Source organism: Pontibacterium granulatum (genome assembly GCF_029961155.1).
Taxonomy (GTDB): Bacteria; Pseudomonadota; Gammaproteobacteria; order Pseudomonadales; family Balneatricaceae; genus Pontibacterium; species Pontibacterium granulatum.
The window spans coordinates 257659-281981 of sequence record NZ_JASBRH010000002.1 but is presented as its reverse complement, the minus strand read 5'-3'; the positions used below and the strand labels follow the sequence as shown (position 1 = coordinate 281981).

Genomic DNA, 24323 nt, shown 5'->3' with positions numbered 1-24323 from the left:
ATGACCGCATCTATCTACATCAACGGCGCGTGGCTGGAAGGCAACGGCCCGGCATTTGATTCCCTCAACCCAACCACCGGCGAGAGCATCTGGCACGCAGGTGCGGCAGACGCAGCACAGGTGAAAGACGCCGTGACTGCAGCCCGAGCTGCCAGCATTGCGTGGGCTGATCTGGGTCTGGAAGCGCGGATCGCAATCATCCGCCGCTACGGTGAACTATTGGGCGAACACAAAGAACAGATCGCTGTGACCATCGCCGAAGAGACCGGCAAACCGCTGTGGGAAACCCGCACCGAAGCTGCTGCGATGGTGGGTAAGATCGAGATCTCCATCAAGGCGTACAACGAACGCACCGGTGAGCGCAGCAGCGATATGGCTGGTGCTCGTGCGGTGCTGCGTCATAAACCACACGGTGTGGTTGCCGTATTCGGCCCATACAACTTCCCGGGCCACCTGCCTAACGGCCACATCGTACCGGCCCTGCTGGCGGGTAACACCGTGGTGCTGAAGCCAAGCGAGCTGACCCCCAAAGTGGCTGAGAAGATGGTTGAGCTGTGGCACGAAGCCGGTCTGCCAGCGGGTGTTCTGAACCTGGTGCAGGGCGAAAAAGAGACCGGTATCGCACTGGCCTCCCACCCGGATCTGGACGGCCTGTTCTTCACCGGCAGCTCCCGCACCGGTCACCTGCTGCACGAACAGTTTGCCGGTCACCCTGGCAAGATTCTGGCGCTGGAGATGGGTGGCAACAATCCATTGATCATCGGCCAGATCAGCGACATCAAGGCGGCGGTCCACGAAACCATCCAGTCTGCGTACATCACCTCCGGCCAGCGCTGCACCTGCGCCCGTCGTCTGTTCGTACCCACCGGTACAGCGGGTGACGAGTTTGTCGCACAGCTGCAGAAAGCCGTGAGCCAGATCCGCGTGGGGGGTCAGTTCGACGAAGAAGCACCCTTCATGGGCAGCCTGATCTCCGAAGTAGCCGCTGACGGTATGGTGGCTGCACAGGCACGTCTGATCGAGCTGGGCGCAACCCCGCTTCTGGCCCTGGAAAAACTGAAACCGGGCACCGGCCTGCTCTCACCGGGCCTGATCGACGTGACCGCGATCGACGAACTGCCGGATGAAGAGTATTTCGGCCCACTGCTGCAGGTGATCCGCTATGCTGAATTTGAGGATGCCATCACCGAAGCGAACAACACCCAGTACGGTCTGTCCGCCGGTCTGTTCAGCGACGACGAAGCGCAGTTTGACCTGTTCTACCGCCGCATCCGCGCCGGTATCGTCAACTGGAACAAACAGATTACCGGCGCCAGCAGTGCGGCTCCGTTCGGTGGTGTAGGTGCCAGTGGCAACCACCGCGCCAGCGCCTACTATGCAGCGGACTACTGCGCATACCCGGTTGCAGGCATCGAAACCGACAGCCTGAACCTGCCGGAAGCCCTGTCTCCGGGACTGAACCTCAGCTAAGCAGGAGCGATAATGAAAGCATTTGAAGCAAACTTTGACGGCCTGGTCGGCCCGACCCACAACTACGCGGGTCTGTCGTTCGGTAACGTCGCCTCCGAAAAGCACCAGGCTGAGGTCTCCAATCCGAAGCAGGCGGCCAAACAGGGCCTGACCAAGATGAAGGCCCTGAACGACCTGGGCCTGGTCCAGGGTGTGCTGGCACCGCAGGAACGGCCGGATATCAACACCCTGCGCCAGCTGGGTTTTGGTGGCAGTGATGCCGACGTGCTGGCAGCCGCAGCAAAACAGGCGCCACGTATTCTGGCCGCCTGCTGCTCCGCATCCAGCATGTGGACTGCCAACGCCGCCACCGTATCGCCAAGTGCGGATACGGCCAACGGCAAGGTGCACTTTACCCCGGCCAACCTGACCAACAAGTTCCACCGCTCCATCGAGCACGAAGTGACCGGCCGCATCCTGCGTGCCACCTTCAACGATGAGCAGCACTTCGAACACCACAGTGTGCTGCCAACCGTGGAACACTTTGGTGACGAAGGCGCGGCCAACCACACCCGTTTCTGCCACGAATACGGTGATGCCGGTGTCGAGTTCTTTGTCTTCGGGCGTTACGCCTTCAACGGCGATAAACCACAGCCGCAGCGCTACCCGGCCCGCCACACCTACGAGGCATCCGAAGCGATCGCTCGCAAACACGGCCTGAGTGCAAGCAAAGTGGTGTACGCGCAGCAGAACCCGGACGTGATCGATCAGGGCGTATTCCACAACGACGTCATCGCTGTGGGGAACCGCAACCTGATGTTCTGCCACGAACAGGCGTTCCTGAATCAGGCAGAGGTGAAGCAGCAGCTGAACAATGCACTGGGCGGTAACTTCAACGTGATTGAGGTGCCAAGTAACCGTGTATCCGTGCAGGATGCGGTGACCAGCTACTTGTTTAACAGCCAGCTGCTGAGCATGGCTGACGGCCGCACCCTGCTGGTGATCCCGGAAGAGTGTCAGAACAACCCGGCGGTGTGGGACTACCTGAGCGAACTGCGCGACGGCGACAGCGCCATCGACGAACTGAAAGTGTTCGACCTGAAACAGAGCATGAGCAACGGCGGTGGCCCAGCGTGCCTGCGCCTGCGTGTTGTGCTGAACGAGCAGGAACTGAACGCCTTCAACCAATCCACCCGTATGAACGATCAGCTGTTCGCCACCCTGAACAGTTGGGTCGATAAGCATTACCGCGACCGCCTGGCGGAATCCGATCTGGCCGATCCACAGCTGCTGATCGAATCCCGTACCGCATTGGATGAACTGACCCAGATACTCAGCCTGGGCTCCGTATACCCGTTCCAGCGTTAAGGCAACGCGTCAACGATTGATCCTCACTTTAGGCCCGTCTCCATGCTCTGGCGGGCCTTTTTTCTCCATCTCACAATGACCCTCTACCTCCTCATTACCACGCGAAGCATGGGAACGACCTGTAGGGTAAGCTTTAGCTTACCGGCAGCGTAAACGCTGCCCTACAAAGGTAAATTTTGAAGATTCACATGACCTGCGTGAATCCCTTCAAAGTTGGTTCCTGCAGGCATCGATGATTAATAAGCGCTAACGCACATCGGACCGATTAACGGATTTACAGTAATCCGTGGATTCAATATGCGTGATCTTAACGGTGAGTGTGCAGTTCAACTGCTGCAGGGAGTAACAAAACTCTTGCTGCAACAATGCCAATAGCTGATCCCCCAACCGATTCCTGTACCGGGAATCCAGGGGACGCGGGGTGGTGACGGTCAGTTGGATAAACCCGCTCTCGCGGCTGCCATCGGCAACATAATAGCGGCGGTACCGGTGGGCCCGACTTTGGATCCGCTCTTCGGGAAAGAGACCACTCCCACCTAACAACAGGTGCAGCGAATTAAACAGCTCCCGGTTGTCAAAGTCTTCGGCAATATTGTCGGAGAATTCCAGGATACAATCGAGCATCGTTATCCCTCTCGCATCCACCCTACCCGCACCCGACATCTGGTTCCGGTATCTGACATGCGAACACATATTTTTAAGCGTAGTGGATGCCCTGCTGGAAAACTAAGCGCTGCACTCAAGCGGGGGCGCTTCGAGATTGCCCTGGCCTGACAATATCACTTACACTGATCGCCTTCATCTTCCTGGCTTTAGGTTCACCGATGTTCGAGAGCTTCCTCTGGCTGCCCTTTCTGGTAGCAATTACCGCCCTGACCCTGACACCCGGCGTGGATACGCTTTTGGTGATGCGCAATGCCGCGCGTGGTGGTAACCGCGACGGTCTGCTCACCAGTCTCGGCATCTGTATGGGCCTGTTTGTGCACGCCAGCATCTCCGCGGCAGGCCTATCGGTGATTCTACTTGGATCAGCCCACCTCTTTACTGCACTAAAACTAGCCGGTGCCTGTTACCTGATCTGGCTGGGTGTTCAGAGCCTGCGCTCAGCGTTCAAGAGCGGTGCATTGCAGGTGGAACACCCTACAACACAGTGTTCCGTTCCTGCGCTGACCTCATTGCGTGAAGGTTTGCTCTCCAATGTACTGAATCCAAAACCGATCATCTTTTACATGGCATTTCTGCCGCAGTTTATCGATCCGGCTCACTCAGCCGTGGCTCAGTCCATGATGATGGCGGCGGTGCACTTTACCATCGGTATGGTGTGGCAGGGCGCGTTGGTGCTGATGGTGGGACGTGCACGCCAGTGGCTGCAGACGCCTAAGGTATCCAAAACCATGGACAGCATTACCGGTTTCCTGCTGATCGGATTTGGTGTGAAGTTGGCGGGCAGTCAGTAGACTGCCCTCCGCCTGTTCTTTACTACCCTCTTAACCGCCATTCGCGCGGTTTCCTTCCTCTATTTCCATTTACCAATTTGTCCCTGATTTCACCCAGGTACTCTCGCTTTCAGCTACCCACTTTCGATTCGAAAGCCTAGAGCACCAAAAACCTAAATAAGTTCAGCATCAGACCTTATCTTCGTTAGCTTCGTACTGTCTCATCCGAGCTTTTCCGCCTTAAAATTGCCACCTCGATATACGTTGCTGTGGAGCTATTCTGATGCGTTTTATTTCTGTATCCCATCTGCTGTTGATCAGCGTTGCTGCCATCTGGGGATTCGCCTTTGTTGCCCAGAGTGCAGGTATGGACCACCTGCCACCGCACAGTTTTAACGCAGCCCGCTTCCTGTTGGGTGCGCTGTCGCTGGTGCCGCTGTGGCTGCTGTTTACTAAACACCGTATGCCTCAAGGCAAGACGTTACTGATTGGCGGTCTGGCCGCGGGTACCATTATGTTTGGTGGTTTTACCTTCCAGCAGATTGGTCTGCTTCACACCACCGCTGGCAACGCAGGTTTCATTACTGGTATGTACATCGTGATGGTGCCGGTGGCAGGTATATTGTTAGGCCAGAGCACCAACATGCAGACCTGGAGCGGTGTGATCCTGGCGGTACTGGGTTTATACAGTCTGTCGATTGGACCGGATCTGACCATCGGTTACGGCGACATGCTGCAGCTGATCGGCGCGCTGTTCTGGACCGCCCACGTGATCATCATCGGTTACCTGTCGCAGAAAGTAGATGCGATCAGTCTGTCGATCTGTCAGTTCCTGGTGGCGGCTGTGTGGGCGACTCTGGCAGCGCTGATGCTGGAAACCCCAACCTTGCCTGACTTCCAGGCGGCATGGCTGCCTCTGTTGTACGCCGGTGTTGCATCCAGTGGTATTGCATGCACACTGCAGGTGATCGGCCAGAAGAAAGTGAAGCCGGATGTGGCGGCGCTGATTCTCTCTACCGAGGCTGTCTTTGCGGTACTGGGTGGCTGGATGCTGCTGGGAGAGCACTTCGGTAGCAAGGAGCTGCTGGGGTGCAGCCTGATGCTGGCGGGTATGCTGGTAAGTCAGTGGCCAATCCGCAAACGCCAGACGGCCACAGCGTAATACTGTTTCAAAAACTACTTAAAGAACGTCTCTGGTAGTTCGCGGTCTACCAGAGTCGATAGAATCATCATGGTGTTGGTGTCGCTGAAATCGATGAAAGCCTCCAGAATTTCATCAAGCTGCGACATCGACTCCACCGCTAACTTCACCAGAAATGCCTGTTCACCGGTGGTGTTCAGGCATTCAATCACCTCGTCGTAGCTGAGCAGCAGCTCCTTAAACTCCCGCTCTTTGGTGCGATACACCTTACACTGCACCATCGCCACAATCGGATAGCCCACCTTATCCAGATTCACGTTCACACCGTAACCGGTGATGATGCCAGCACTTTCCATCTTACGTACCCGCTCGGCCACCGCCGGGGCTGTGAGATGTACACGTTTACCCAGCTCGGCAAATGAGATACGGGCGTTCTCCTGCAAGGCAGCGAGGATTTTACGGTTAATTGCGTCGATCATTACTTCTTCCCTTATGGGACCTGTTAATAAGTCCGAAACTTTCTCTGCGGTCGATAAAACAGCTTAATGCGCGAAAGGAAGCGCAGTGGAATGACTGGTCCTTTCCAAGCTTCCTGACAAAGCAGAAAGCTGTTTTAGCGCCCGCCCTTTGGGGCATTCATAGCAATCCGATCTCTGCGTTAGTGATTTTCGCCAGGCAACCAGCATGGCTGTAACCACTGCCTTGATCTCGAATCGCTATGAATGCCAGAGTGTGTTTCGGAGTTGTTCACAGGTTCCCTATCCATCAATCAACTGGTCGAGTGGATAACCCCTGAATGGCTTGCCGGTGCTTAACACCACATGGCTGCTGATATTCACCTTGCCCGGCTGCAGATCCAGCAGGCGGTCATTGATCTCGTTGTAGCGGTTCATATCCGGTGCCACGATACGCAGGAAGATATCAAAGGTGCCGCTGACGATATAGCACTCCACCACTTCCGGAATATCCTGGGCAGCCTGTTGGAACGCACGAAAGGCATCAGTGCTCTGGTCTTTCAGGCTGACCGTAGCGATAACCGTGACACTGCGACACAACGTAGCAAGATCCACCACGCCTAGATAGGGTCCGATCAGCCCCTGCTGTTCGAGCTTGCGTACCCGATTGAGACAGGAGCTGGGCGACAGATTGACCCGCTCCGCCAGATCCTGATTGGTGATCCGTGCATCCTGCTGCAGGATCGAAAGAATCTTTCGGTTAATCTTATCCAACTGCATATAAATCCCGAATTACCCTGCCCTTCCAAACGACCCTCGTTTATATACCAGAACACAAGCCCAGAAAAGACGGTCACCGAGGGCGCAATCCCTTTATTTTAGCAAAGAATAAGAGCGCCAAAACAAAACCGAATTTTATTTTGAGCAACCCATTAAAACCTGCAGAAAATGTGATTTCGACTAAGAAGATCGACAGCTCATTTTGCGGGTTCACTACTAAAATGCCCGGGAAGATGCGAACAAGTCTTGTAGGCACTCTGGTTTTCGGGAAAGTTCAAAATCAAGGAAGCGCTTTGCAGGAATGTTGAAACCTTGCAAAAAGCGGTGACACCGAGTGTGGATTTTCCCGAAAGCCCCGAAGGGCGAGTCCTTAAGCCTGCATCTGCTGTGTTGCAGTTATTGTTAAGGACTAGGGCCATTAACTGCGACCTGCGCCTTGCATCTGCAGGCTTAAGGGCCTTGCAGAGAACTAACAAGACTTATTCGCACCTTCCTTTATAACGATAAGAAGGGGAAACACTATGCTGATCATCCGCCCATGTGCGTTGCAGGATCTCGACGACCTGATGACGATCTCTCATGCTGTCGGTAACGGCATGACCTCGATGCCAGCCGACGAAGCGGCCTGGTGTGAAAAAATCGAGGCCTCGCAAAAAGCCTTTTCCAACGGCTGCAACCCAACTCAGAGCAACACCTACTTTATGGTGCTGGAAGACAGCGAAACCGGCCGCGTTGTAGGCACCAGTGCGATCTACACCGGTGTTGGTCTCAACAAGCCGTTTTACCATTACAAGCTCTCCACACTGGTAAGCAGCAGCAACGATCTGGACATAACCCGTCAGACCAAAGTACTCAGCATGGTGAACGACTACACCGGCACCACCGAGGTGGGTTCACTGTTCGTACTGCCGGATTTCCGCCGTCCGGGTGTGGGTCAGTTCCTGGCGCGTGCCCGTTATCTGCTGATGGCCGACTTCCCGCAATGCTTCAACGACCTCGTGATCGCCGAGCTGCGTGGCTGGCAGGACCAGAACGGCACTTCACCGCTGTGGGAACACCTGGGCCGAACATTCTTCGGTATCGATTTCCAGGATGCGGTAAATACGGCAGCGCTGAAAGGCACACAGTTTATCTCTGACCTGATGCCAAAGTACCCGATCTACACCGACCTGCTGCCAGCCGCAGCGCGCGACGTGATTGGCAAACCACACGACTCCTCCGCCCCAGCGCTGAACATGCTGAAGAAAGAGGGCTTCCAGTTCACCGGTTACATCGACCTGTTCGACGGCGGTCCATCGGTACAGTCGGCCACCCGCGAGATCCACACGGTACGTGACAGCCGCTTGGCCCGCTGCAAGCTGACGCACGACATCAGCAACGACGATCCGCAGCTGCTGCTCAGCAACGGCCAGCTGGAAAACTACCGTTCTGGCCTCACCCATGCGCGTATAAATGACGATGGTGAGCTGCTGATCACACCGGAAACGGCCAAAGCACTGAATGTAAGGGAAGGGGAAACCTTGCGTTACGTGCATGCGTACAGTAAAGCGCACAAAGCAATGCCGACCAGCCGGGCGGCTTAATAACACAGTAAACACACAAAAAAGCCGGCGGATGCCGGCTTTTTGCTATCTGATCAAACCTTAAGCCGCATTGGTCGACTCAAAGATCTTATCCGCATTCGCCGCGATAAAACCCTGATACAGATTCTTCTCAATGTCTGCATGACGCAGGGCGAACTCGTAGAAGCAGGTTGGGATCTCGTGGGTTTCACCGCCCGCAAACTCAAATGCCTGACGGTCGGCCATGGTTGAACCCTGCTCCAGTAGATCTGCCGGAGTGCCTTTCACTTCGCCACCCACGGTGTTCACTGCAAACCCTGCTTCTTTCACACGGCGCAGCACATCCTGGAGGGTCTCGCTGCTGGTCAGGTGGTTCACGCTGACGGTGAAGTGGTTTACGCGTACACCGATTGCCAGCAACCAGGCACCGTATTCGGTTTCTGCCATCAGAGTCTGGTACTCCTCAAAGCTTGGCATCTCCCAATGGCGGCCGGACCAGAACACAGACAGATCCAGTTCTTTCGCTTCGATCTGTTGGGTGTATTTACCGATGATCGCCTGGCTTTCTTCACTCAGCTGATCGATCAGCAGCTCGGAGACAAAGATCTTCGGTGCTTTCGGATCGGTGTGGATAAAGCTGTAGGCACGCAGTTTCTTGGCTTCGAAGTTGTAGCTGTCCTGGCGCTCGTACCCCAGAGACAGGATCAGCGGTTCCAGGTTATCCAGCTGCAGTGGCGTGTTGGCGAAGGTACGAAACGCCACGTGGTCGTTGATCACTTCACCGTCGGTCTTGGCAAAGATCTGCTTGATTAGCTCAGCCTGCGGGGTGATGGAGGTGTAGTCGCGCCACAGTTCAGCAAAAAAAGTCTCAGTATTCATCGAAGTCACAGCACTCTGTTTTTGTTGGTATTAGAGCTGGAGTGTGCGCTTCGCGATACCTGCGAGCAAACGATAAAACTTAGCGTCAAGAGTAAGAAAAACTTGGCCTATGAGCACGCGGATGTTCAGACAGCCAACCCTTCATCCAGTGGATAAATTCAGCCAGCAGTGGATCACGCTCTGCCCCCTCCCGCTCCACCAGCCAGTAACCCGGCATCAGTGCGGGGTTCAGTTCGCTCACCCGCGAATCCCCCAGCGGGGCAACAAAGCGTCCATCTTCACAGCCTTTACGTGCTTCATCGACAGAGATCAGGGCAACCCCCAAGCCTTTGACGGTGGCTTCAATCTGCCCCGCCTGACTGTCCAGTGGTAACACCTGGCGCTCCACCAGCGTATCAACACCGAGGGTATTCAAGACCTTGCGCCACAATTCCACAGAGAGCTCGGTACAGAGCAGACGGTGATGGGCCAGATCTTTGTATTCTTTAAGTGGTTTGTCCTTCTCCAACAGGCTCGGAGCGCACACCAGCAGTTTGTCGTCGGTAAGCAGTAGTTGCTTGTGGCTAAACGGCCACTGGCCAAAACCCCACTGGATCGCCAGATCCAACCGTTGTGCAGTGAAATCGGGGAAACGGACGGAGGTGTTGATCACTACATCCACATCGGGGTGCAGCTGTTCAAACTCATCCAACCTGGGCAGCAGGCAATGGATGGCGAACCAGGGCGAGGCGCTGATCTTCAGCTGACGGCGTTGCTGGCGCTGCTGCACATCCTTGATACCGTGCTGGATCAGGTCGATGCCGCGCTGCACATAGTCCAGCAGTTGCTCTCCGGAAGCGGTGAGTTTGATCCCGGCTGGCAGCCGTTGGAACAGCTCGAGTTCAAGTTGTTCTTCCAGCGTGCGTACCTGCAAGCTCACTGCCTGCGGGGTGACACACAGCTCATCGGCGGCGCGCTTAAAGCTGCCACAACGGGCGGCGACCATAAATACACTGAGGCTGCGCAGTGGCGGCAGCGGTCGGTTGTTCACAGGCACTCTCGCAACACAGATTTATTCACTCGGTTTTCTCCAATGATCGCAGCGTATAGAGGATATGGTCCTGCGCCACCCGCCGTGCGTTTTCGGCATCGCGGTTCATCAGCGCTTTATGTATCTGCGCATGCTGCTTGGAGATCCCATCCGGGTAACGGCCAAACTTCTTCAGGGTGCGCGACAACACACCGTAGATCGCATTGAAGTAACGGCTGTAGAAGATCTGGCTGAAGGAGATAATCAAAAGGTTGTGGCTGGATTCGGCGATCTGCATATGAAAGGTAAGATCGGCCTTGGCCTTGGCCAGTGTGGTGTCTTCGCTGCGCGCCTGCATGCGGTGAAACTCTTCATCCAGCTTCTGCAGCTGTTCATCACTGGCACGCCGGGCAGCATAAAAAGCAGCTTCACCTTCCAAGGCTGCGCGGGCTTCCATCACCTGACGTTGGAACTCAAAGTTGTCACCCACCCCTTCCAGAGTCAGCTTGAAGTGGGGTTCGAGCAGATTGCAGCAGCGGCTGGCGGCGCCCTGACTGGTCTCGATCAGGCCCTGCTGTTCCAGCAGGGTGAAGGCTTCACGCACGGTGGCACGGGAAATCTGATGCGCCGAGGCAAGTACACGCTGCGAGGGAATCTTCTGTCCGGGCACGATCTCGCCAAACAGAATCTGATCACGCAGATCCCGCATCAGCGACTGACTGAGTAACCGCTCTTCCGACACGCCTTCCGCCCTCGTGTTTCCGTTCAATACCCCAGATTTCGGTGCCGCCCCTTGGTCAGACCAGTTACTAGTGTAGCATTTATTTTATCCTCGCCCTCACCTATCTTTCAGGCATCACAACGAATAATAAATGGGCCAGACGTGAGCAGGCCCACAATGACAAGGTAAGCCCCCATGCCAAACGCTGAACACCAACCGCTTGTTGGCCTGTTTGTGACCTGTCTGGCCGACATGTTCAGACCTACAGTTGCATTTGCAACCGTGCGCCTGCTGGAGCAGGCCGGTTGTATCGTCGAAGTTCCTGAGAAACAGACCTGCTGTGGTCAGCCTGCTTTTAACTCCGGCGACCGCAAAACTACCCAGGACATTGCCAAGATGACCATCGAAGCCTTTGATGGTTACGAGTACGTGGTGGGCCCATCCGGTTCCTGCATCGGCATGCTGCACTATTATGCCGACCTGTTTGACGAAGGTGATCCTTGGAAAGCCCGTGCGGAAGACCTGAAAGCCCGCGCCTTTGAGATCACGTCCTTCCTGGTGGATAAGCTGGATTTCGACAAGATCAGCGCACAGTATGACGGCACCATCACCTATCACGATTCCTGCTCCGGCCTGCGCCAGCTAGGGGTAAAGCAGCAGCCACGCAAGCTGCTGAGCAAGGTGGACAACCTGGAACTGGAAGAGATGGAAGAAGCGGAAACCTGCTGTGGTTTCGGTGGTACCTTCTGCGTGAAGTACCCGGACATCTCTAACCGCATGGTCTCCAACAAGTCTGAATTTATCTCTGCATCCGGCGCTGACACCCTGGTGGGTGGCGATCTGGGTTGCCTGCTGAACATGGCGGGCAAACTCAAGCGCGAAGGCAAATCCGTGGAAGCTCGCCACGTGGTGGAGATTCTGGCCGGTATGCTGGATCAGCCTGCGATCGGTGAAGCCGATGCGGACAAATACGCACTGGCAAAACAGGTTTAAGCGGGGAGACAGACATGCAAATCAAGAGTCCTGAGTTTAAAGAAAACGCCCGCATCGCCCTGCAAGACGTTGGCCTGCAGAAAGCGCTGGGTAACCTGAAAGCGGGTTTCCCGGTCAAACGTGCCGCTGCAGTTGAACGCATGCCGGAGTTTGAAGACCTGCGCGATCAGGCCCGCGACCTGAAAAACCATATTCTGGAAAACCTCGACATCTACCTGGAGCAGTTCGAATCCAAGGTGGTTGAGAACGGCGGTCACGTGCACTGGGCCCGCACCTCCGAAGACGCCTGCAAGACCATACTGGACATCTGCCAGCAGGTCGGCGCCAAAACTGTTACCAAGGGTAAATCCATGGTGTCGGAAGAGGTGAACCTCAACGAATACCTGGAAAAGAACGGTATCGAGCCGGTGGAAACCGACCTGGGTGAGTACATCCTGCAGCTGCGCGAGGATCACCCGAGCCACATCATCGCCCCGGCGATCCATCTGAACCTGGAAGATGTGTCCGAAGCGTTCCACAAGCACCACCACCGTCCGAAGTCCGACGACCCGGCAGTACTGATGCAGGAAGCACGCGAGATGCTGCGTAAGAAGTTTGTGGCAGCCGACGTAGGTATCACCGGCGCCAATTTCTGTGTCGCGGAAACCGGCTCTACCATCATAGTCACCAACGAAGGTAACGGTGACCTGACCCAGACCTTGCCAAAAACCCACATCGTGATCACCTCCATCGAGAAGGTGGTTCCAACCCTGGAAGATATGACCCTGTTCCAGCGTCTGCTGGCACGTTCCGCCACCGGTCAGGAGTTCACGGTCTACAACACCCTCTCCACCGGTCCGCGCCGTGAAGGCGATCAGGACGGTCCGGAAAACTTCCACGTGGTGCTGGTCGACAATGGCCGCTCCGAGATGGTGGGTACCGAACTGCAGGACATGCTGCGTTGTATCCGCTGCTCTGCTTGTATGAACCACTGCCCGGTATACGGCGCGGTGGGTGGTCACAGTTACGGCTGGGTGTACCCGGGCCCGATGGGGTCCGTACTGACGCCACAGATGATCGGTATCGAAAATGCGGGCCTGCTGCCAAACGCCTCCACCTTCTGTGGCAAGTGTGAGTCGGTATGTCCGGTCCGTATCCCGCTGCCGAAGCTGATGCGTCACTGGCGTGAAAACGAATTCGAGAAGCACCTAAGCCCGAAAGCCGTGCGTTACGGCATCTCCGGTTGGGGCTTCTTTGCCAAGCGCCCTGCCCTCTACCGTTGGGTATCGCGCAGCTCCGCCTGGTTTATGAAGAAAATGGCGGGCAAGAAAGGCCGTATCAACAAGTTGCCACTGGCGGGCGGCTGGACCGACTGGCGTGATATGCCGGCACCGGAAGGCCAGACCTTTATGGACCAGTGGAAACAGGGCAAGCGATAACAGGAGCGAACGATGAGCAAAGCAGAAATTCTGGGCAACATCCGCCGCGGCCTGGGTCGTGGTGAACCAAATGCCACACAGCGCGCCGCGGCGGAAAGCCGCCTGGCGGCAAAAGACAACAACCTGATCCCGAAGCGAGCCCTGCTGCCGCAGGCGGAACAGGTGCAACTGTTCAAGGATATGGCGATCGAAGCAGCGGCGGAGATCATCGAACTGGCCAGCATCGCCGAAGTACCGATGGCAGCCAGCGAATGGCTGCACAAGGCGAACATCCAGGAACTGATCACAGCCAGCAGCCCTGAGCTGAAGGCGCTGGACTGGTCCGCACTGGGTGATATCCAGCTGAGCGAACGTGTGGGTCAGGTAGGCGACATGGCGAGCATCACCAGCAGCTTCGCCGGTATCGCCGAGACCGGCACGCTGATGCTGCACTCCAGCTCTGACAGCCCAACCACCCTGAACTTCCTGCCGGACGTTCACATGGTCGTGCTGCACGCCTCCACCATCGTGGGGCCGTACGAGGATGCCTGGAAACAGCTGCGCACTGCCCACAACGGCGTGATGCCGCGTACCGTAAACATGATTACCGGACCTTCCCGCAGTGCCGACATCGAGCAGAAGCTGCAGATGGGTGCACACGGTCCACGTACTTTAGTGATTCTCCTGATTAACGATTAATCGTTGATTGGTTGATGTGGAGCTTTCAACCTCGCTCCAACCTCTTTAACCGCCTCTCCTGGCGGTTTTTTTATGTCTGAACGAAACCTGTGAACGATACGTTTGTAGGGCAGCCTTGAGGCTGCCGGTAGGCTACCGGCAGGCTACCGGCAGGCTAAAGCCTGCCCTACAGAGAACCTTACGGCTCCCAACTTATCGGTTGGCACGGACTCTACTCCCCTCTGCGCCGCCGAGCATTTCGCAAATCAAATGATTAAGAGCCAATTCTGTATGAGGCCAAAGGCCGAGTGTATTTGCTTCGTTTGATTTGTGAAACGCACAGGAGACCGGGCTTTGCCCGACAAGTAGCGGAGGTGTGGGGCGGGTCGCGCAGACATTGATAAGGGGAGTTCAGAGACTCCCCTTATCTCGCCCTTACAGGGCGAAGAGGGAAACTAAATCCGTACAGCGGGGATAGACACCGGGCTAATATCAAGTCGCGGTCGGAGCCCGCTGCTACGGGTACCAAGGTAATTCAACCCTGCTGGCGCTCACTGCCCCAGCAACCCCACCATATCCAACGAGGTAATAATTCCCACCGGCTTGTCATTCTCCACAACGATCACCCGGTGAATCTTATATTCCGTCATCAACTGCGCTACTTTTTTCACATCATCATGCGGATCTACTGATATCACTTTCCGGGTCATGATATCCGCTACCTTACAGGCACGAATCCGGTCAGCCAGCGCACTGTCATCGGCATCTGCCCCAAATATCAGGCTGGTCAGCGTACCGTTGCTATGCCAGTAGTAGCTGGCCTCCCCTTCCTCACTTTTCAGGTTATTGGAGAACGTCTGGCCAATATCGGTGCTGGTCACGATGCCCACCAACGTACCGTCTTCCATCACAGGAGCCCCACTAATATTCTCGGTGGCGAGCGCCTTGTCCATCTCCACCAGGGACATTTCCGGTGAAACGACGAACAGGTCATGGCTCATGATATCTCGTGCTTGTTTGGTCATAACTGCGATCTCCAGGTTGCATCTGAAACCGTTAATACCCTTTTAAAAACAAGCACGTCTTTGATAAATATCAAGTGCACGAATTCGGTCATTTCACAACAGACAGCCCCAAATTCGCCCACAATCAGCAGGTTACATCACTCTTTCGCAGCACGCTAAAAACCTGCATTTAGCCTGACCAATAAACAACCAGGGGCAAAAACAGTGCACTGGATAAAACGACTCATCCAGAATTGTGCATAACAATTTTCGACGGTTCGCATCAAGCTAAACTTTGTACCCACTAAATGCCGTCTTAAGAACTAACACGAAATGCTATTGGCACTAGCTATTACCTGTGGTTGAACCGACCTGAGTCTACAGGTGAACCGACTAACCTCTGTTCTGGCAGCAAGCGTCTTCAACTTCAATGTCCCAGCTCCAATTCCTGCCTGAATAACAGAGGTGATTGCTGGTGCCCTATACTTTTTCTAAAGCGGTGTTCGCAACGCTGGACGCATGACCAGGTAGGTCCCAGGTGAACACCTACCCTCACCTATCCTTATCGGACAGGACAGAGTTATGAGTGGAAAACATAAAAAGCAGAAATCAGAAGCACCCGAAGCATTAGAGCCGGAACAGATACTCGAGGCCGCACTTGAGCTGGCGCAGGAACAGGACAACTGGTACGACCTCAGCATCGCGGAGTTAGCGGAGCGATGCGGTACAACGGTCAGTGAGATTCGCCACCACTACCCCGATACCAATGCGCTTGCCGATGCCTGGTTCGAGCATGCTTTAGAGTCGATGCTGGCGCTGAAAGCGGAGCAGGTGAACAAGTTACCGGTCAAGGCACGTCTGGAATACATCATCTGGCGCTGGTTCGAAGCCCTGGCACCCTTTCACCATGTGACGGCACAGATGCTAGGTTCCAAGCTGCATACTTCGCATATCCATCATTGGGTGCCGATGGTGTTTGACCTGTCACGCCTGGTACAGCTCTGGCGCGACAGTGCTGGACTGCACGCCAGTGGCCGACGCCGGCAGCTCGAAGAGATCGTATTAACGGGAATTTTTTTGACCACCCTGCGGGCTTGGTGTCGAGACGACAGCGACGAACAAGCCAAGGCCCATGCAAAACTGCTGGAACTGCTTTCCAGAGCGGACAAGTCAGCAGGGGTCTGGTTTGCCAAGCAAGCAAAAGACTAGTGCAGATAAAGTTCAACCAGGCGGTTTACATCCACCTCGGCCTTCAGGCGCGCACATAGCAGATAGGTGCCGCCAAACTTGCGGTGCAGGAACAACAGATCGGTAGGTGGAAAATGCAGGTAGCGCTGATGCAGGCGTAGCGATATGGCATGCTCTGCCACCCTTTTTGACAGGTCCGAGTGGCCGAAGTCAAAAGGCCCCGGTTGCCGTAACGGCTCGGCCACTGCGTAGAGCATTTCACATAAGCCCTGCCGATACGGCGCGGCTTCATCAGGTCGCAGATAACCCAGCTCCACCGCCAGCTCCTCGATCGCAGCGATATTGCCCAGCCGTGCGGCTTTCAGCAGACGGCGCAGGCTAGCGATGAATTCCGGTGCATAATGCCGCGTAGCCCCAAAATCCAGCAATCCGATGCGATCCTGCTCAGCCTGATAGCGGTAGTTTCCGAAGTGCGGATCGGTTTGCACCAGCCCCCACTGAAACACCTCCTTCAACACCAACGCCACCAGCCGTGTCGCGATCTGATTGCGGAGACGGACAGGCGCATCTTCCAGCGTTTCGATCGGCACTCCGGAGACAAAGGACATGGTTAGCAGTTCGGGAGTGGTCCGTGCGATATCAACCCTGGGTAGTTCAAACCCGCCATCGGCGCCGATACATTGGCGGTAGGCCTCGATACTGGCCGCCTCAGCTTGATAATCCGCTTCCAGGTGGAGCTGCTCTTTCGCCTCCACCAGCAGGGGCTCAATATCATAGTCCTGTGGAATCAGGCGTAGGAAACGGAACAGGGCCGAGACATTATCCACATCGCTGTCGATGCTTTTACGCACCCCTGGATACTGGATTTTTAGCGCCAATCTTCGCCCGTCGTAGGTAGCCGCTTCATGCACCTGGCCGATTGATGCTGCTGCAATCGGCTGGTAGGTGAAATGCTCAAACTCGGCCTCCCAGCCCCGCCCCCAAACATTTTGCATCGCCAGTTCGACCTGACCGCGAGGCATGGGATGAGCACTTTCACGCAGGGCTGCTAATACCTGAGTCAGCTCCGGCGGTAGGTAGTCGCCCGCCTCCATCGACAGCAACTGGCCGACTTTCATGGCAGCACCACGCATCTCCGATGGGCGATTGGTCAGCTCCCTGGCATTTCCTGGCGTCAGTAGCAGCTCATTTGCCTTTAGCGGTTTACCCGCTACCAGATTGTTTGCGCCTTCTCGAAGCGCGCCTACGGCGAGGCCACCGACAATTTGTCCCATCTTGAGGAAACGGCTGGTCCGATCTATAGGCAGGGGTTTCTCTTTGGCCACAACCGTATCTCACCTCCGATGCTTTGTGATGAGTGTGGGGAACGGTTATATAAAGTGTAGTTGGGAAAGCTGTCTGCCAAACGTAACGTTGATCGACTGCCGCCCTAGAACAGGCGGTACTGAGGGGCCGTAAGACGGTCGAAGTCTTCGTTGATAAAAGTGAGAATAGTATCCGCCACCGGCTGCACCTGCTTGTCGATATAGTGCTGGTAGTCGATCGGCGAACGCAGAAACTCCAATGGCTCCGGTCCGTTCACTGTGATCACATACTCCACATATGCCCCCGGACGGAACGGCGTAAGGAGTCCTTTTTCCAGGTAAACCTGCTCGGCCTTTAACGCCGCCTGCACGTGGGGTGGCCGGTTGCGGGTGTACTCTGCCAGCGGCTGGCGAATACGTTTGCGGTACACCAACTGGTCATCCAACTCGCCAGTACGCACAGCGGCCACGCGGCTCTTCAACAGATCCCGCCACGGCTGTTCGCGGAAGATCCGCTCGTAGAGTTCCTGCTGCAGTTCGCGGGCCAGCGGGGTCCAGTCGGTACGCACGTTTTCCAACCCCTTAAACACCATCTTGCTGCCACCATCCGCCATGCGCTGCAGTCCGGCGTAGCGCTTCTTGGTGCCTTTTTCCGAGTGGCGCATACGCGGCATCAGGAAGCGGGTGTAATGGGTTTCGTACTCCAGTTCCAGGAAGCTGGGCAGGTCAAAACGCTCCTTCAGCTCCTGCTGCCACCAGCTGTTCAGATAGTCCTGCAGCTCTTTACCCCGCGTATCAGCGTCCTCTTCCGGGTAGTCATCCCCCAGCCAGACAAACACCGAGTCGGTATCGCCATAGATGACCCTGTGGCCAAACTGCTCTTCGATACAGGCTTTGGTGCGGGTGAGGATCTCATGCCCACGCAGGGTGATGGAGCTGGACAGGCGCTGATCGTAGAAACGGCAGACGTTGGACCCCAGCACCCCATAGAAGGAATTCATGATGATCTTGATCGCCTGAGACAGCGGCTGGTTCTTCTCCAGTTTCGCCTGATCACGCGCCTGCCACAAACCTTCGATCAGGCCCGGCAGGATACAGCTCTCCCGGTCGAAGATCGCGTGGTTAAAGCCGGGTACCAGATGCGCTTCAATGGCGCCTTCCTGCAGCCCTTCCGCCATGCCCACCGGATCGATCTTGAAAGTGCGTATGATGCTGGGGTACAGGCTCTTAAAGTCCAACACCAACACCTGCCGGTAAAGCCCCGGCAGCGAGTCCATCACATAACCACCCGGCGCATCCAGGCCGGACTGGCCCGAGGCATACTCCGGCGCCACATAACCGGCCCGGTGCATCAGCGGCAGATACTGGTTATCGAAGGCTGCTGCCGAGCCGCCCACCTTGTCCAGCGGCAAGCCGGTTAGGCGGGCGCGTTCCACCAGGTAATGCAACAACTGGGCTTTCTCGAAGATATCCCAGACCAGGCGGCAGTCTTCCAGGTTGTAGCGGGCCAGCGCTTCCTTATCTTCGTGGTAGAGACGCTGGATCTCGTCGCCACGCTGTTCCACATGGTCGATCAGCTTGCCACGATCCAGAAAATGACGGGACACATACTCCAGCGAAAAGCTGTCAAACTGGAAGGTGGCGCCTTTCATGGTATCGATCCCATCCAGTACGATTCGCCCCCCCATGCGCACAAACCACTTCCCCTGCCCTGACTGGTGCATCTGCATCGGGTGTTTGTCGCGCCCCAGCATCAATGGCATCTTCAGGGCATCGGCACGTTGCTGCAGCACACGGAAATCAAAACCCACCACGTTCCAGCCGATAAAGATATCCGGGTCTTCCGCCTGCACCACCGCCACAAAGCGTTTCAGCAGTGCTCGCTCATCCGGCAGGAACTCCAGACCGGGCTGATCCTGCCCCTCCCCAGTCATCAACACCAGCTGCAGCCGGTCGCTGTATAAACCAATGGAGAGGATCTTGTCGGCACGCATGGTGGTTTCCAGGTCGATCGACAACACCCGGAAATCAGGTACGTAGGTGCCCGGTTTCAGCAGGGTTTGTCCGTCACGCTGGTACACATCCACCGCCCCCTGGATAAAGCGTTCCATCAGGTAGCGGTCGGCGTGACGGATATCTTCTTCCAGCAGCGGCACATTGGCGCGCTGGAGACATTCTATCGCCTGTCGCTGTACTTTCAGGCTGGTGCTATAGAGCGCACTCACCCCCAACTGGTTGAGGTCTTTCAGCTCCACCTTTTGGACGCGCCAGCCGGAAATCCCCGCCAGCACCTGGCGGACAGTTTCAACCTGTTCATCGTGGATAAAGAACACCGACTCCTGCGCGGGAATATCCACGGTAAAGGGACCGTCGGGGCCACACACCCAGTAATGCAGGCAGATGCCGTCAGCCTGATCCTGTTGCTGACGGGTCAGCAAAAAGCCGGGGCGGATGGGGGGAGATACAGCCGCGGAGTGGTTCATCGTCCACTCCACGCACTGAGAAGATGTGAATCAGCCACGCACACAAACAACGTGATCAATATCACCAAAACGGTCAAAGCTGAGAATGTTGGATTTCGTATTGGCGCCAAATGCATAACCAAACATTCCGGTACGGCTCCAGTAGTCGTTTTTTTTGTTGCTCAGTGCATCGCGATACATCAGGCCGGTCAGCTCCAGGATATTCGGCAGGCGACCACCCTCAGCCTCGCAATAGGCATAGGCGCCCTGCCAGTTGTACTCGGCCTCGCCCGCTTCGCGGTAGCTAAGCTCGGCACTGCTTTTGACCGCCAGCATGATAAAAATTGCCACGGCGACAATGCCCGCCACCAGCGCAATCAGTACTGCTTTCAACATCGCTTTGCTCCCTGCATTAGCCAATCAACTGGCGAACGGTGCCACCACTTCCAATCCAGGGAACGCTGCCTCCAATGCGGATTGGTCCTGCTTTTGGAACAGCAGTTTGAGGTTTGGCCCAGCATCCATGGTGAAGTACACCTGCAACCCGTTGGCACGCAGATCCCAGAGTTTGTGCATCGCGGCCACGGACTCGGGCTGCCAGTAGAGCAGCGGCGGCCAGGACGCGATCATGGTGGCGTGCATCGACAGTGCGTTTTGCTCGGCGGTTTCACCCAGCAACATAAAGTCCTGCTGCTCGATCGCCAGGTGCAGCTTTTCCAGATCGGCCGCAGCCTGCAGCGGCCAGCTCTGGTAGAGGTGGGCGCTTTCCACGGTGCGCTGCATACCGGCACGGGAATCGACTTTTTTCTCGCCGGTCGCCACTTTCACCAAGCCGATACACAGGTCCGGCCATGGGTAATCCAGCTGGACCGCATGGCTATCCATACCGTCATCGCGGTGGCCCATCTGCCATTCGACAAACCCGGTAAAGATGGAACGGGACGCACTGCCACTGCCCATCCGGGCACAGGCGGAGAGCTGGGCATCGGTCAGGTTGAGGTTGTAGAACTGATTCAGGGCCAGCATCAGCGCCGCAAATCCGGATGCGGAAGACGCCAGACCCGCGGCGGTTGGGATATTGTTTTCGGTGCTTACCAGCACCGGCTGCTGCAGATCGCCGCGGAACAGGGACACAAAGTCCACCACCTTGCGGGCGAACTTGCTGTCGCTGGCCTGTTCGATACCGTTCAGTACCACGCGGTCTTCGCCGGTCTTGGATTCGGTAATCACGGTTTTGGAGCCCAGGTGCGCCAATGATACAGACAGGCTGGCGTTGATCGGCAGGTTCAGTTCGCGATCGCGCTTACCCCAGTATTTGCAGAGGGCGATGTTACTTGGCGCAAACGCTTCACCCCGTTCACCGGCTTGCACGGTTTCCGGTAATAGTCCTTTAATCACGTCGATCTTACGCATAATTCACCTCAACCCCTTTGGCGGAAACAGCAACCGGAATCTCTTCATATGGCATCTCGAGTGTGGCATCACGCCCCAGCGCAATCACACAGTCTCCCAATCCGGAGCCCGAGATCTTAACACCGTCGATCTGATCGGAACCGCGCAGGCGCCAGATCATATCGGCGATGGTTTTATCACATACACCCAACGCGTCCATCAGGCCCTGATAGATATCCATCAGTTTACCCAACTCTCTCCAGTCCTGTGCGGCAATGGCGGATTCTGCCGCCACCGTTGTCTGATGCATCAGCTTATACAGGTCAGTATAGATCTGCGACTGGCTGGCACTGCGTGCTTCAACAATCTTCAATACATCCGGCGTACGCGTCTTGTAACCCGCGTAATACAGGCTGATCGGTGGAATGCCCGTCAGCGCTTCGATCTGGCGCGGTTTCACCGTATAGGCGATCAGACCACCGTACACCGATGCCACCAGATCAGTACCCGAACCACGCCCGTCCTGTACCTCATGCACCACCGCCAGCGCCTGATCAAACAACTGCTCTTTGCCGGGCTGTTCGCCGGTTGCGAAGGCCATGATAGCCGCTACCACGGCAGCGGTAACCGCTGCAGAGGAGCCCAGTCCCACGGTGTGGGAAAACTCGGAGCGGATGCTCAGGGTGAAACCGGACGGCAGTTGGGACTGGAAACGACGGATCGCTGCCAGTACAAAACTCAGGCGGTCATCGTCGGCCAGTTGATCCAGTGAGCTGTGGTAGTTCGCCAGGGCCGAGTCGATCACCACATCGCGATCATCACGGGGCTGGAGGGACACGTGCATGTATTTATCCACAGCACAGGCCAGAGCACGGTGTCCGAACAGCACCGCGTGTTCACCCATCAGCATGATGCTGCCAGGCGCAGAAACCTTAATCTCAGATGCTACGTGCACCTTCACGATCCTCAGTTAAAGCTGATATCTGATAGTTGTATTGATTGCTCAGGGTGCGCAAGTCTGCGAGTGCACTATCCGGCAGGTACACCAGAATCAATCCCCCCTGTTCACCACGATTGGCACCGGCGCCACTGATCTTGGCCGCGCCCCCCAATTGTTCCACCTGAGCAATAAATTTAGTTACTGGAGCAGGCACCACCCCGATCTGCCGCAACAGTTGATGGTTCGCTCGCAGTAAAGTGGTTAAGCGCTCGGGCTGATTCAGTGCTTCAGGAATAGCCTGGGTAATATCGGCAAACTCCGACCAGATCGCACTCGCCCCATATGCCTCACGCACCGCGGCCACGCATTCACCGGTAGACACAACCGGACGACCGCTGTTGATACGGTACCAGCCCGCGCCCAAGTGACATTCCAGACGGATCACTTCAGCATTTTGCACCTGAATCAATCCACCGTGGGTCACCGCCGCTGCATCGATCGCACTGCCCCGTCCGTGCTGCAAACGTTCGCAATAACGGACCAGGGAAAAGCGCTCCTGCAGAGACAGGGGGTGTCCTGACAGCTGCTCTGCCAATACCAGCGTGGCGGCGATCGCCGCGGCAGACGAGCCCATACCAGCACCGGTAGGCAGAGTCGATGCTGTGGTCAGTGTGCCCGCAGGCAGATAGTCAAAATGGGACAAGGCATAGAGCAGCAAGGTCTGTGGTGTGTCCATGATCTTATCCACAGGCAATAGCCCTGCTTCAAAGTCACCGTAACGCTGGTTGAGTTGCTGCTGCAGATCAGGCAAACGCGCCAGCGGATAGACGAAAGGTTCACCTTCGCCGCTGTCGATCGTAAGGGATTGGGAGTTGTCGGGGGAAAAGCGAGCCTGGATTGACTCGCTCACAGCCATCGCGATGGCAGGCGCCCCGTACACCACCGAGTGCTCGCCACTCAGGATGACCTTACCCGGGGCAATTGCGTTCATCAGCTCGCGACGTATTCCCGTTTGTGCTGATTGAAACCGGCCAGACGGAAGCGTCCGGTAGTCACTTTTTCGATGGTCAGGTCGGAACCGTCACGTGGATCAGGGTAGCGGTACAGTTCGAGGTATTTCTCGTAGGAAACTTCCTCGCGCTCGTCCAGCATCGCCTTGTGTTCGCTGCGGTGCAGGTACTTCTCGTAGCCTGCCACAACCGTACCGGAAAAGAACTCCGCTACACAGCCAGAGCCGTAGCTGAAGAAACCGATCTTCTTACCGGCGATATTCTGCTTGCAGTTTTCCAGCAGCGAGGTCAGACCGATGTACATCGACGCCGTGTAGCTGTTACCGATAATGCGGTTGTAGAGCAACGTATCTTCGATCTGCCCTTCGATCTGTTCCGGCGTCAGGTCCGCCTTGTTCAGTTTAGCCAGGTGCTGGTGAGCTTTCTGGGCCATACGGCTGAACGGCAGGTGGTAACAGAAGTGGCTGAAATCATCGAACGCCAGGGAGCTGACTTCACGGAAGTTTTCCCAGGCTTTTTTTAGCGCACGCAGGTAAATCTTGGTAGAGTACTTGCCGTCTACCAGTGCGGTGGCACGGTAGTTCGGACGCCAGAAGTCCATCACGTCTTCGGTGTGGTTACCCACTTCCGGATCGATCTCCAGCAGACGTGGATTGGCAGAGATCAGCATCGCCACAGCACCACATCCCTGGGTGGCTTCGCCCGGAGAATCCAGGTCGTAACGGGCCACGTCAGATGCAATCACCAGCACCTTTTTCTCAGGCTGACGGGCAACCAAAGCACACGCCATCTGGATCGCAGCCGTTGCGCTGTAGCACGCCTGCTTCATCTCAACTACGCGGCAATTATTGTTCATTCCCAGCAGACGGTGCACATAAACACCCGCGGCTTTGGACTGGTCGATACCGGTCTCGGTGGCAAACATCAAAGTGCTGACAGCGTCGGTTCCTACGCGCTCGATCAGCGGCAGCGCAGCATTCGCAGCCATGGTGACGACATCTTCATCAGGCGCGGCCATACCCATCTTTTCCTGACCGATGCCTTCATAGTACTTATCCGGATCGGTTTGCTGCACTTCTGCCAAGGTGCGCAAATCCAGATAGTAGTTCGATGTATAGAAGCTAATTTCGTCAATACCGACAGACATAAAACGTC

At 56.1% G+C, this 24323-nt stretch carries 23 protein-coding genes; 9 read left to right on the top strand and 14 right to left on the bottom strand.

Annotated elements, in window-relative coordinates; genetic code table 11:
• Window positions 1-1470, top strand: coding sequence for a succinylglutamate-semialdehyde dehydrogenase (astD, locus tag QKW35_RS03155; RefSeq protein ID WP_282350703.1), 1470 nt, complete (start codon window positions 1-3; stop codon window positions 1468-1470).
• Window positions 1471-1482: 12 nt separating this feature from the next.
• Window positions 1483-2817 carry an N-succinylarginine dihydrolase gene (gene astB, locus QKW35_RS03150; protein WP_282350702.1) on the top strand — a complete coding sequence of 445 codons (1335 nt, stop codon included), beginning with the start codon at window positions 1483-1485 and terminating at the stop codon, window positions 2815-2817.
• Between the two features lie 246 nt (window positions 2818-3063).
• Here the strand turns inward: astB and QKW35_RS03145 are convergent, their stop codons facing one another.
• Complete coding sequence (locus QKW35_RS03145; protein ID WP_282350700.1) at window positions 3064-3441, bottom strand: tautomerase family protein; 378 nt, start codon at window positions 3439-3441, stop codon at window positions 3064-3066.
• A gap of 200 nt (window positions 3442-3641) precedes the next feature.
• Between QKW35_RS03145 and QKW35_RS03140 the strand changes: the two genes are divergently transcribed.
• Window positions 3642-4274 carry a LysE family translocator gene (locus QKW35_RS03140; protein WP_282350698.1) on the top strand — a complete coding sequence of 211 codons (633 nt, stop codon included), beginning with the start codon at window positions 3642-3644 and terminating at the stop codon, window positions 4272-4274.
• A gap of 262 nt (window positions 4275-4536) precedes the next feature.
• Window positions 4537-5415, top strand: a complete 879-nt coding sequence (locus QKW35_RS03135) for a DMT family transporter (protein WP_282350696.1) — start codon at window positions 4537-4539, stop codon at window positions 5413-5415.
• Between the two features lie 14 nt (window positions 5416-5429).
• On the opposite strand, the gene QKW35_RS03130 is transcribed toward QKW35_RS03135, so the two are convergent.
• Window positions 5430-5873, bottom strand: coding sequence for an Lrp/AsnC family transcriptional regulator (locus tag QKW35_RS03130; protein WP_282350694.1), 444 nt, complete (start codon window positions 5871-5873; stop codon window positions 5430-5432).
• Window positions 5874-6152: 279 nt separating this feature from the next.
• Entirely contained in the window at window positions 6153-6629 is a 477-nt protein-coding gene (locus QKW35_RS03125; RefSeq protein ID WP_282350692.1) for an Lrp/AsnC family transcriptional regulator, read from the bottom strand.
• A 521-nt stretch (window positions 6630-7150) separates the two neighbouring features.
• Here QKW35_RS03125 and QKW35_RS03120 point away from each other — a divergent pair.
• Entirely contained in the window at window positions 7151-8212 is a 1062-nt protein-coding gene (locus tag QKW35_RS03120; RefSeq protein WP_282350690.1) for an arginine N-succinyltransferase, read from the top strand.
• A gap of 60 nt (window positions 8213-8272) precedes the next feature.
• On the opposite strand, the gene QKW35_RS03115 is transcribed toward QKW35_RS03120, so the two are convergent.
• From QKW35_RS03115 to QKW35_RS03105, 3 genes are all read right to left on the bottom strand, one after another.
• Window positions 8273-9070, bottom strand: coding sequence for a DUF1338 domain-containing protein (locus tag QKW35_RS03115; protein ID WP_282350688.1), 798 nt, complete (start codon window positions 9068-9070; stop codon window positions 8273-8275).
• Between the two features lie 85 nt (window positions 9071-9155).
• On the bottom strand, window positions 9156-10100 hold the full coding sequence (locus QKW35_RS03110; protein ID WP_282350686.1) for a LysR substrate-binding domain-containing protein: 945 nt from the start codon (window positions 10098-10100) through the stop codon (window positions 9156-9158).
• 25 nt (window positions 10101-10125) lie between these two features.
• Window positions 10126-10848, bottom strand: coding sequence for a FadR/GntR family transcriptional regulator (locus tag QKW35_RS03105; RefSeq protein WP_282350684.1), 723 nt, complete (start codon window positions 10846-10848; stop codon window positions 10126-10128).
• A 147-nt stretch (window positions 10849-10995) separates the two neighbouring features.
• On the opposite strand from QKW35_RS03105, the gene QKW35_RS03100 reads away from it, so the two are divergent.
• From QKW35_RS03100 to QKW35_RS03090, 3 genes are read left to right on the top strand one after another with little or no spacing between them, the layout of a single operon-like run.
• Complete coding sequence (locus QKW35_RS03100; RefSeq protein WP_282350682.1) at window positions 10996-11793, top strand: (Fe-S)-binding protein; 798 nt, start codon at window positions 10996-10998, stop codon at window positions 11791-11793.
• 14 nt (window positions 11794-11807) lie between these two features.
• Entirely contained in the window at window positions 11808-13211 is a 1404-nt protein-coding gene (locus tag QKW35_RS03095) for a LutB/LldF family L-lactate oxidation iron-sulfur protein (protein ID WP_282350680.1), read from the top strand.
• A gap of 12 nt (window positions 13212-13223) precedes the next feature.
• On the top strand, window positions 13224-13889 hold the full coding sequence (locus QKW35_RS03090; protein WP_282350678.1) for a LutC/YkgG family protein: 666 nt from the start codon (window positions 13224-13226) through the stop codon (window positions 13887-13889).
• 530 nt (window positions 13890-14419) lie between these two features.
• Here the strand turns inward: QKW35_RS03090 and QKW35_RS03085 are convergent.
• Window positions 14420-14893, bottom strand: a complete 474-nt coding sequence (locus QKW35_RS03085) for a CBS domain-containing protein (protein WP_282350677.1) — start codon at window positions 14891-14893, stop codon at window positions 14420-14422.
• Window positions 14894-15454: 561 nt separating this feature from the next.
• Between QKW35_RS03085 and QKW35_RS03080 the strand changes: the two genes are divergently transcribed.
• A complete protein-coding gene (locus QKW35_RS03080; RefSeq protein WP_282350676.1) occupies window positions 15455-16081 on the top strand; it encodes a TetR/AcrR family transcriptional regulator in 627 nt (208 codons plus the stop codon).
• Here QKW35_RS03080 and QKW35_RS03075 read toward each other — a convergent pair.
• From QKW35_RS03075 to QKW35_RS03045, 7 genes are all read right to left on the bottom strand, one after another.
• Complete coding sequence (locus QKW35_RS03075; protein ID WP_282350675.1) at window positions 16078-17385, bottom strand: ABC1 kinase family protein; 1308 nt, start codon at window positions 17383-17385, stop codon at window positions 16078-16080. The genes QKW35_RS03080 and QKW35_RS03075 overlap by 4 nt on opposite strands.
• A 104-nt stretch (window positions 17386-17489) precedes the next feature.
• Entirely contained in the window at window positions 17490-19847 is a 2358-nt protein-coding gene (locus QKW35_RS03070) for a DNA polymerase II (protein ID WP_282350674.1), read from the bottom strand.
• A gap of 30 nt (window positions 19848-19877) precedes the next feature.
• Window positions 19878-20222 carry an Lcl C-terminal domain-containing protein gene (locus QKW35_RS03065; RefSeq protein ID WP_282350673.1) on the bottom strand — a complete coding sequence of 115 codons (345 nt, stop codon included), beginning with the start codon at window positions 20220-20222 and terminating at the stop codon, window positions 19878-19880.
• Between the two features lie 24 nt (window positions 20223-20246).
• The gene (gene mvaD, locus QKW35_RS03060) at window positions 20247-21239 is read right to left on the bottom strand and encodes a diphosphomevalonate decarboxylase (RefSeq protein ID WP_282350672.1); all 993 of its coding nucleotides are present in this window, start codon (window positions 21237-21239) and stop codon (window positions 20247-20249) included.
• Complete coding sequence (locus QKW35_RS03055; protein ID WP_282350671.1) at window positions 21232-22173, bottom strand: mevalonate kinase family protein; 942 nt, start codon at window positions 22171-22173, stop codon at window positions 21232-21234. Before QKW35_RS03055 ends, mvaD begins: the two co-directional genes overlap by 8 nt.
• On the bottom strand, window positions 22157-23149 hold the full coding sequence (locus tag QKW35_RS03050) for a mevalonate kinase family protein (protein ID WP_282350670.1): 993 nt from the start codon (window positions 23147-23149) through the stop codon (window positions 22157-22159). Before QKW35_RS03050 ends, QKW35_RS03055 begins: the two co-directional genes overlap by 17 nt.
• The gene (locus tag QKW35_RS03045) at window positions 23149-24315 is read right to left on the bottom strand and encodes a hydroxymethylglutaryl-CoA synthase (protein WP_282350669.1); all 1167 of its coding nucleotides are present in this window, start codon (window positions 24313-24315) and stop codon (window positions 23149-23151) included. The genes QKW35_RS03050 and QKW35_RS03045 overlap by 1 nt, the downstream gene beginning before the upstream one ends.
• Between the last annotated feature and the right edge of the window lie 8 nt (window positions 24316-24323).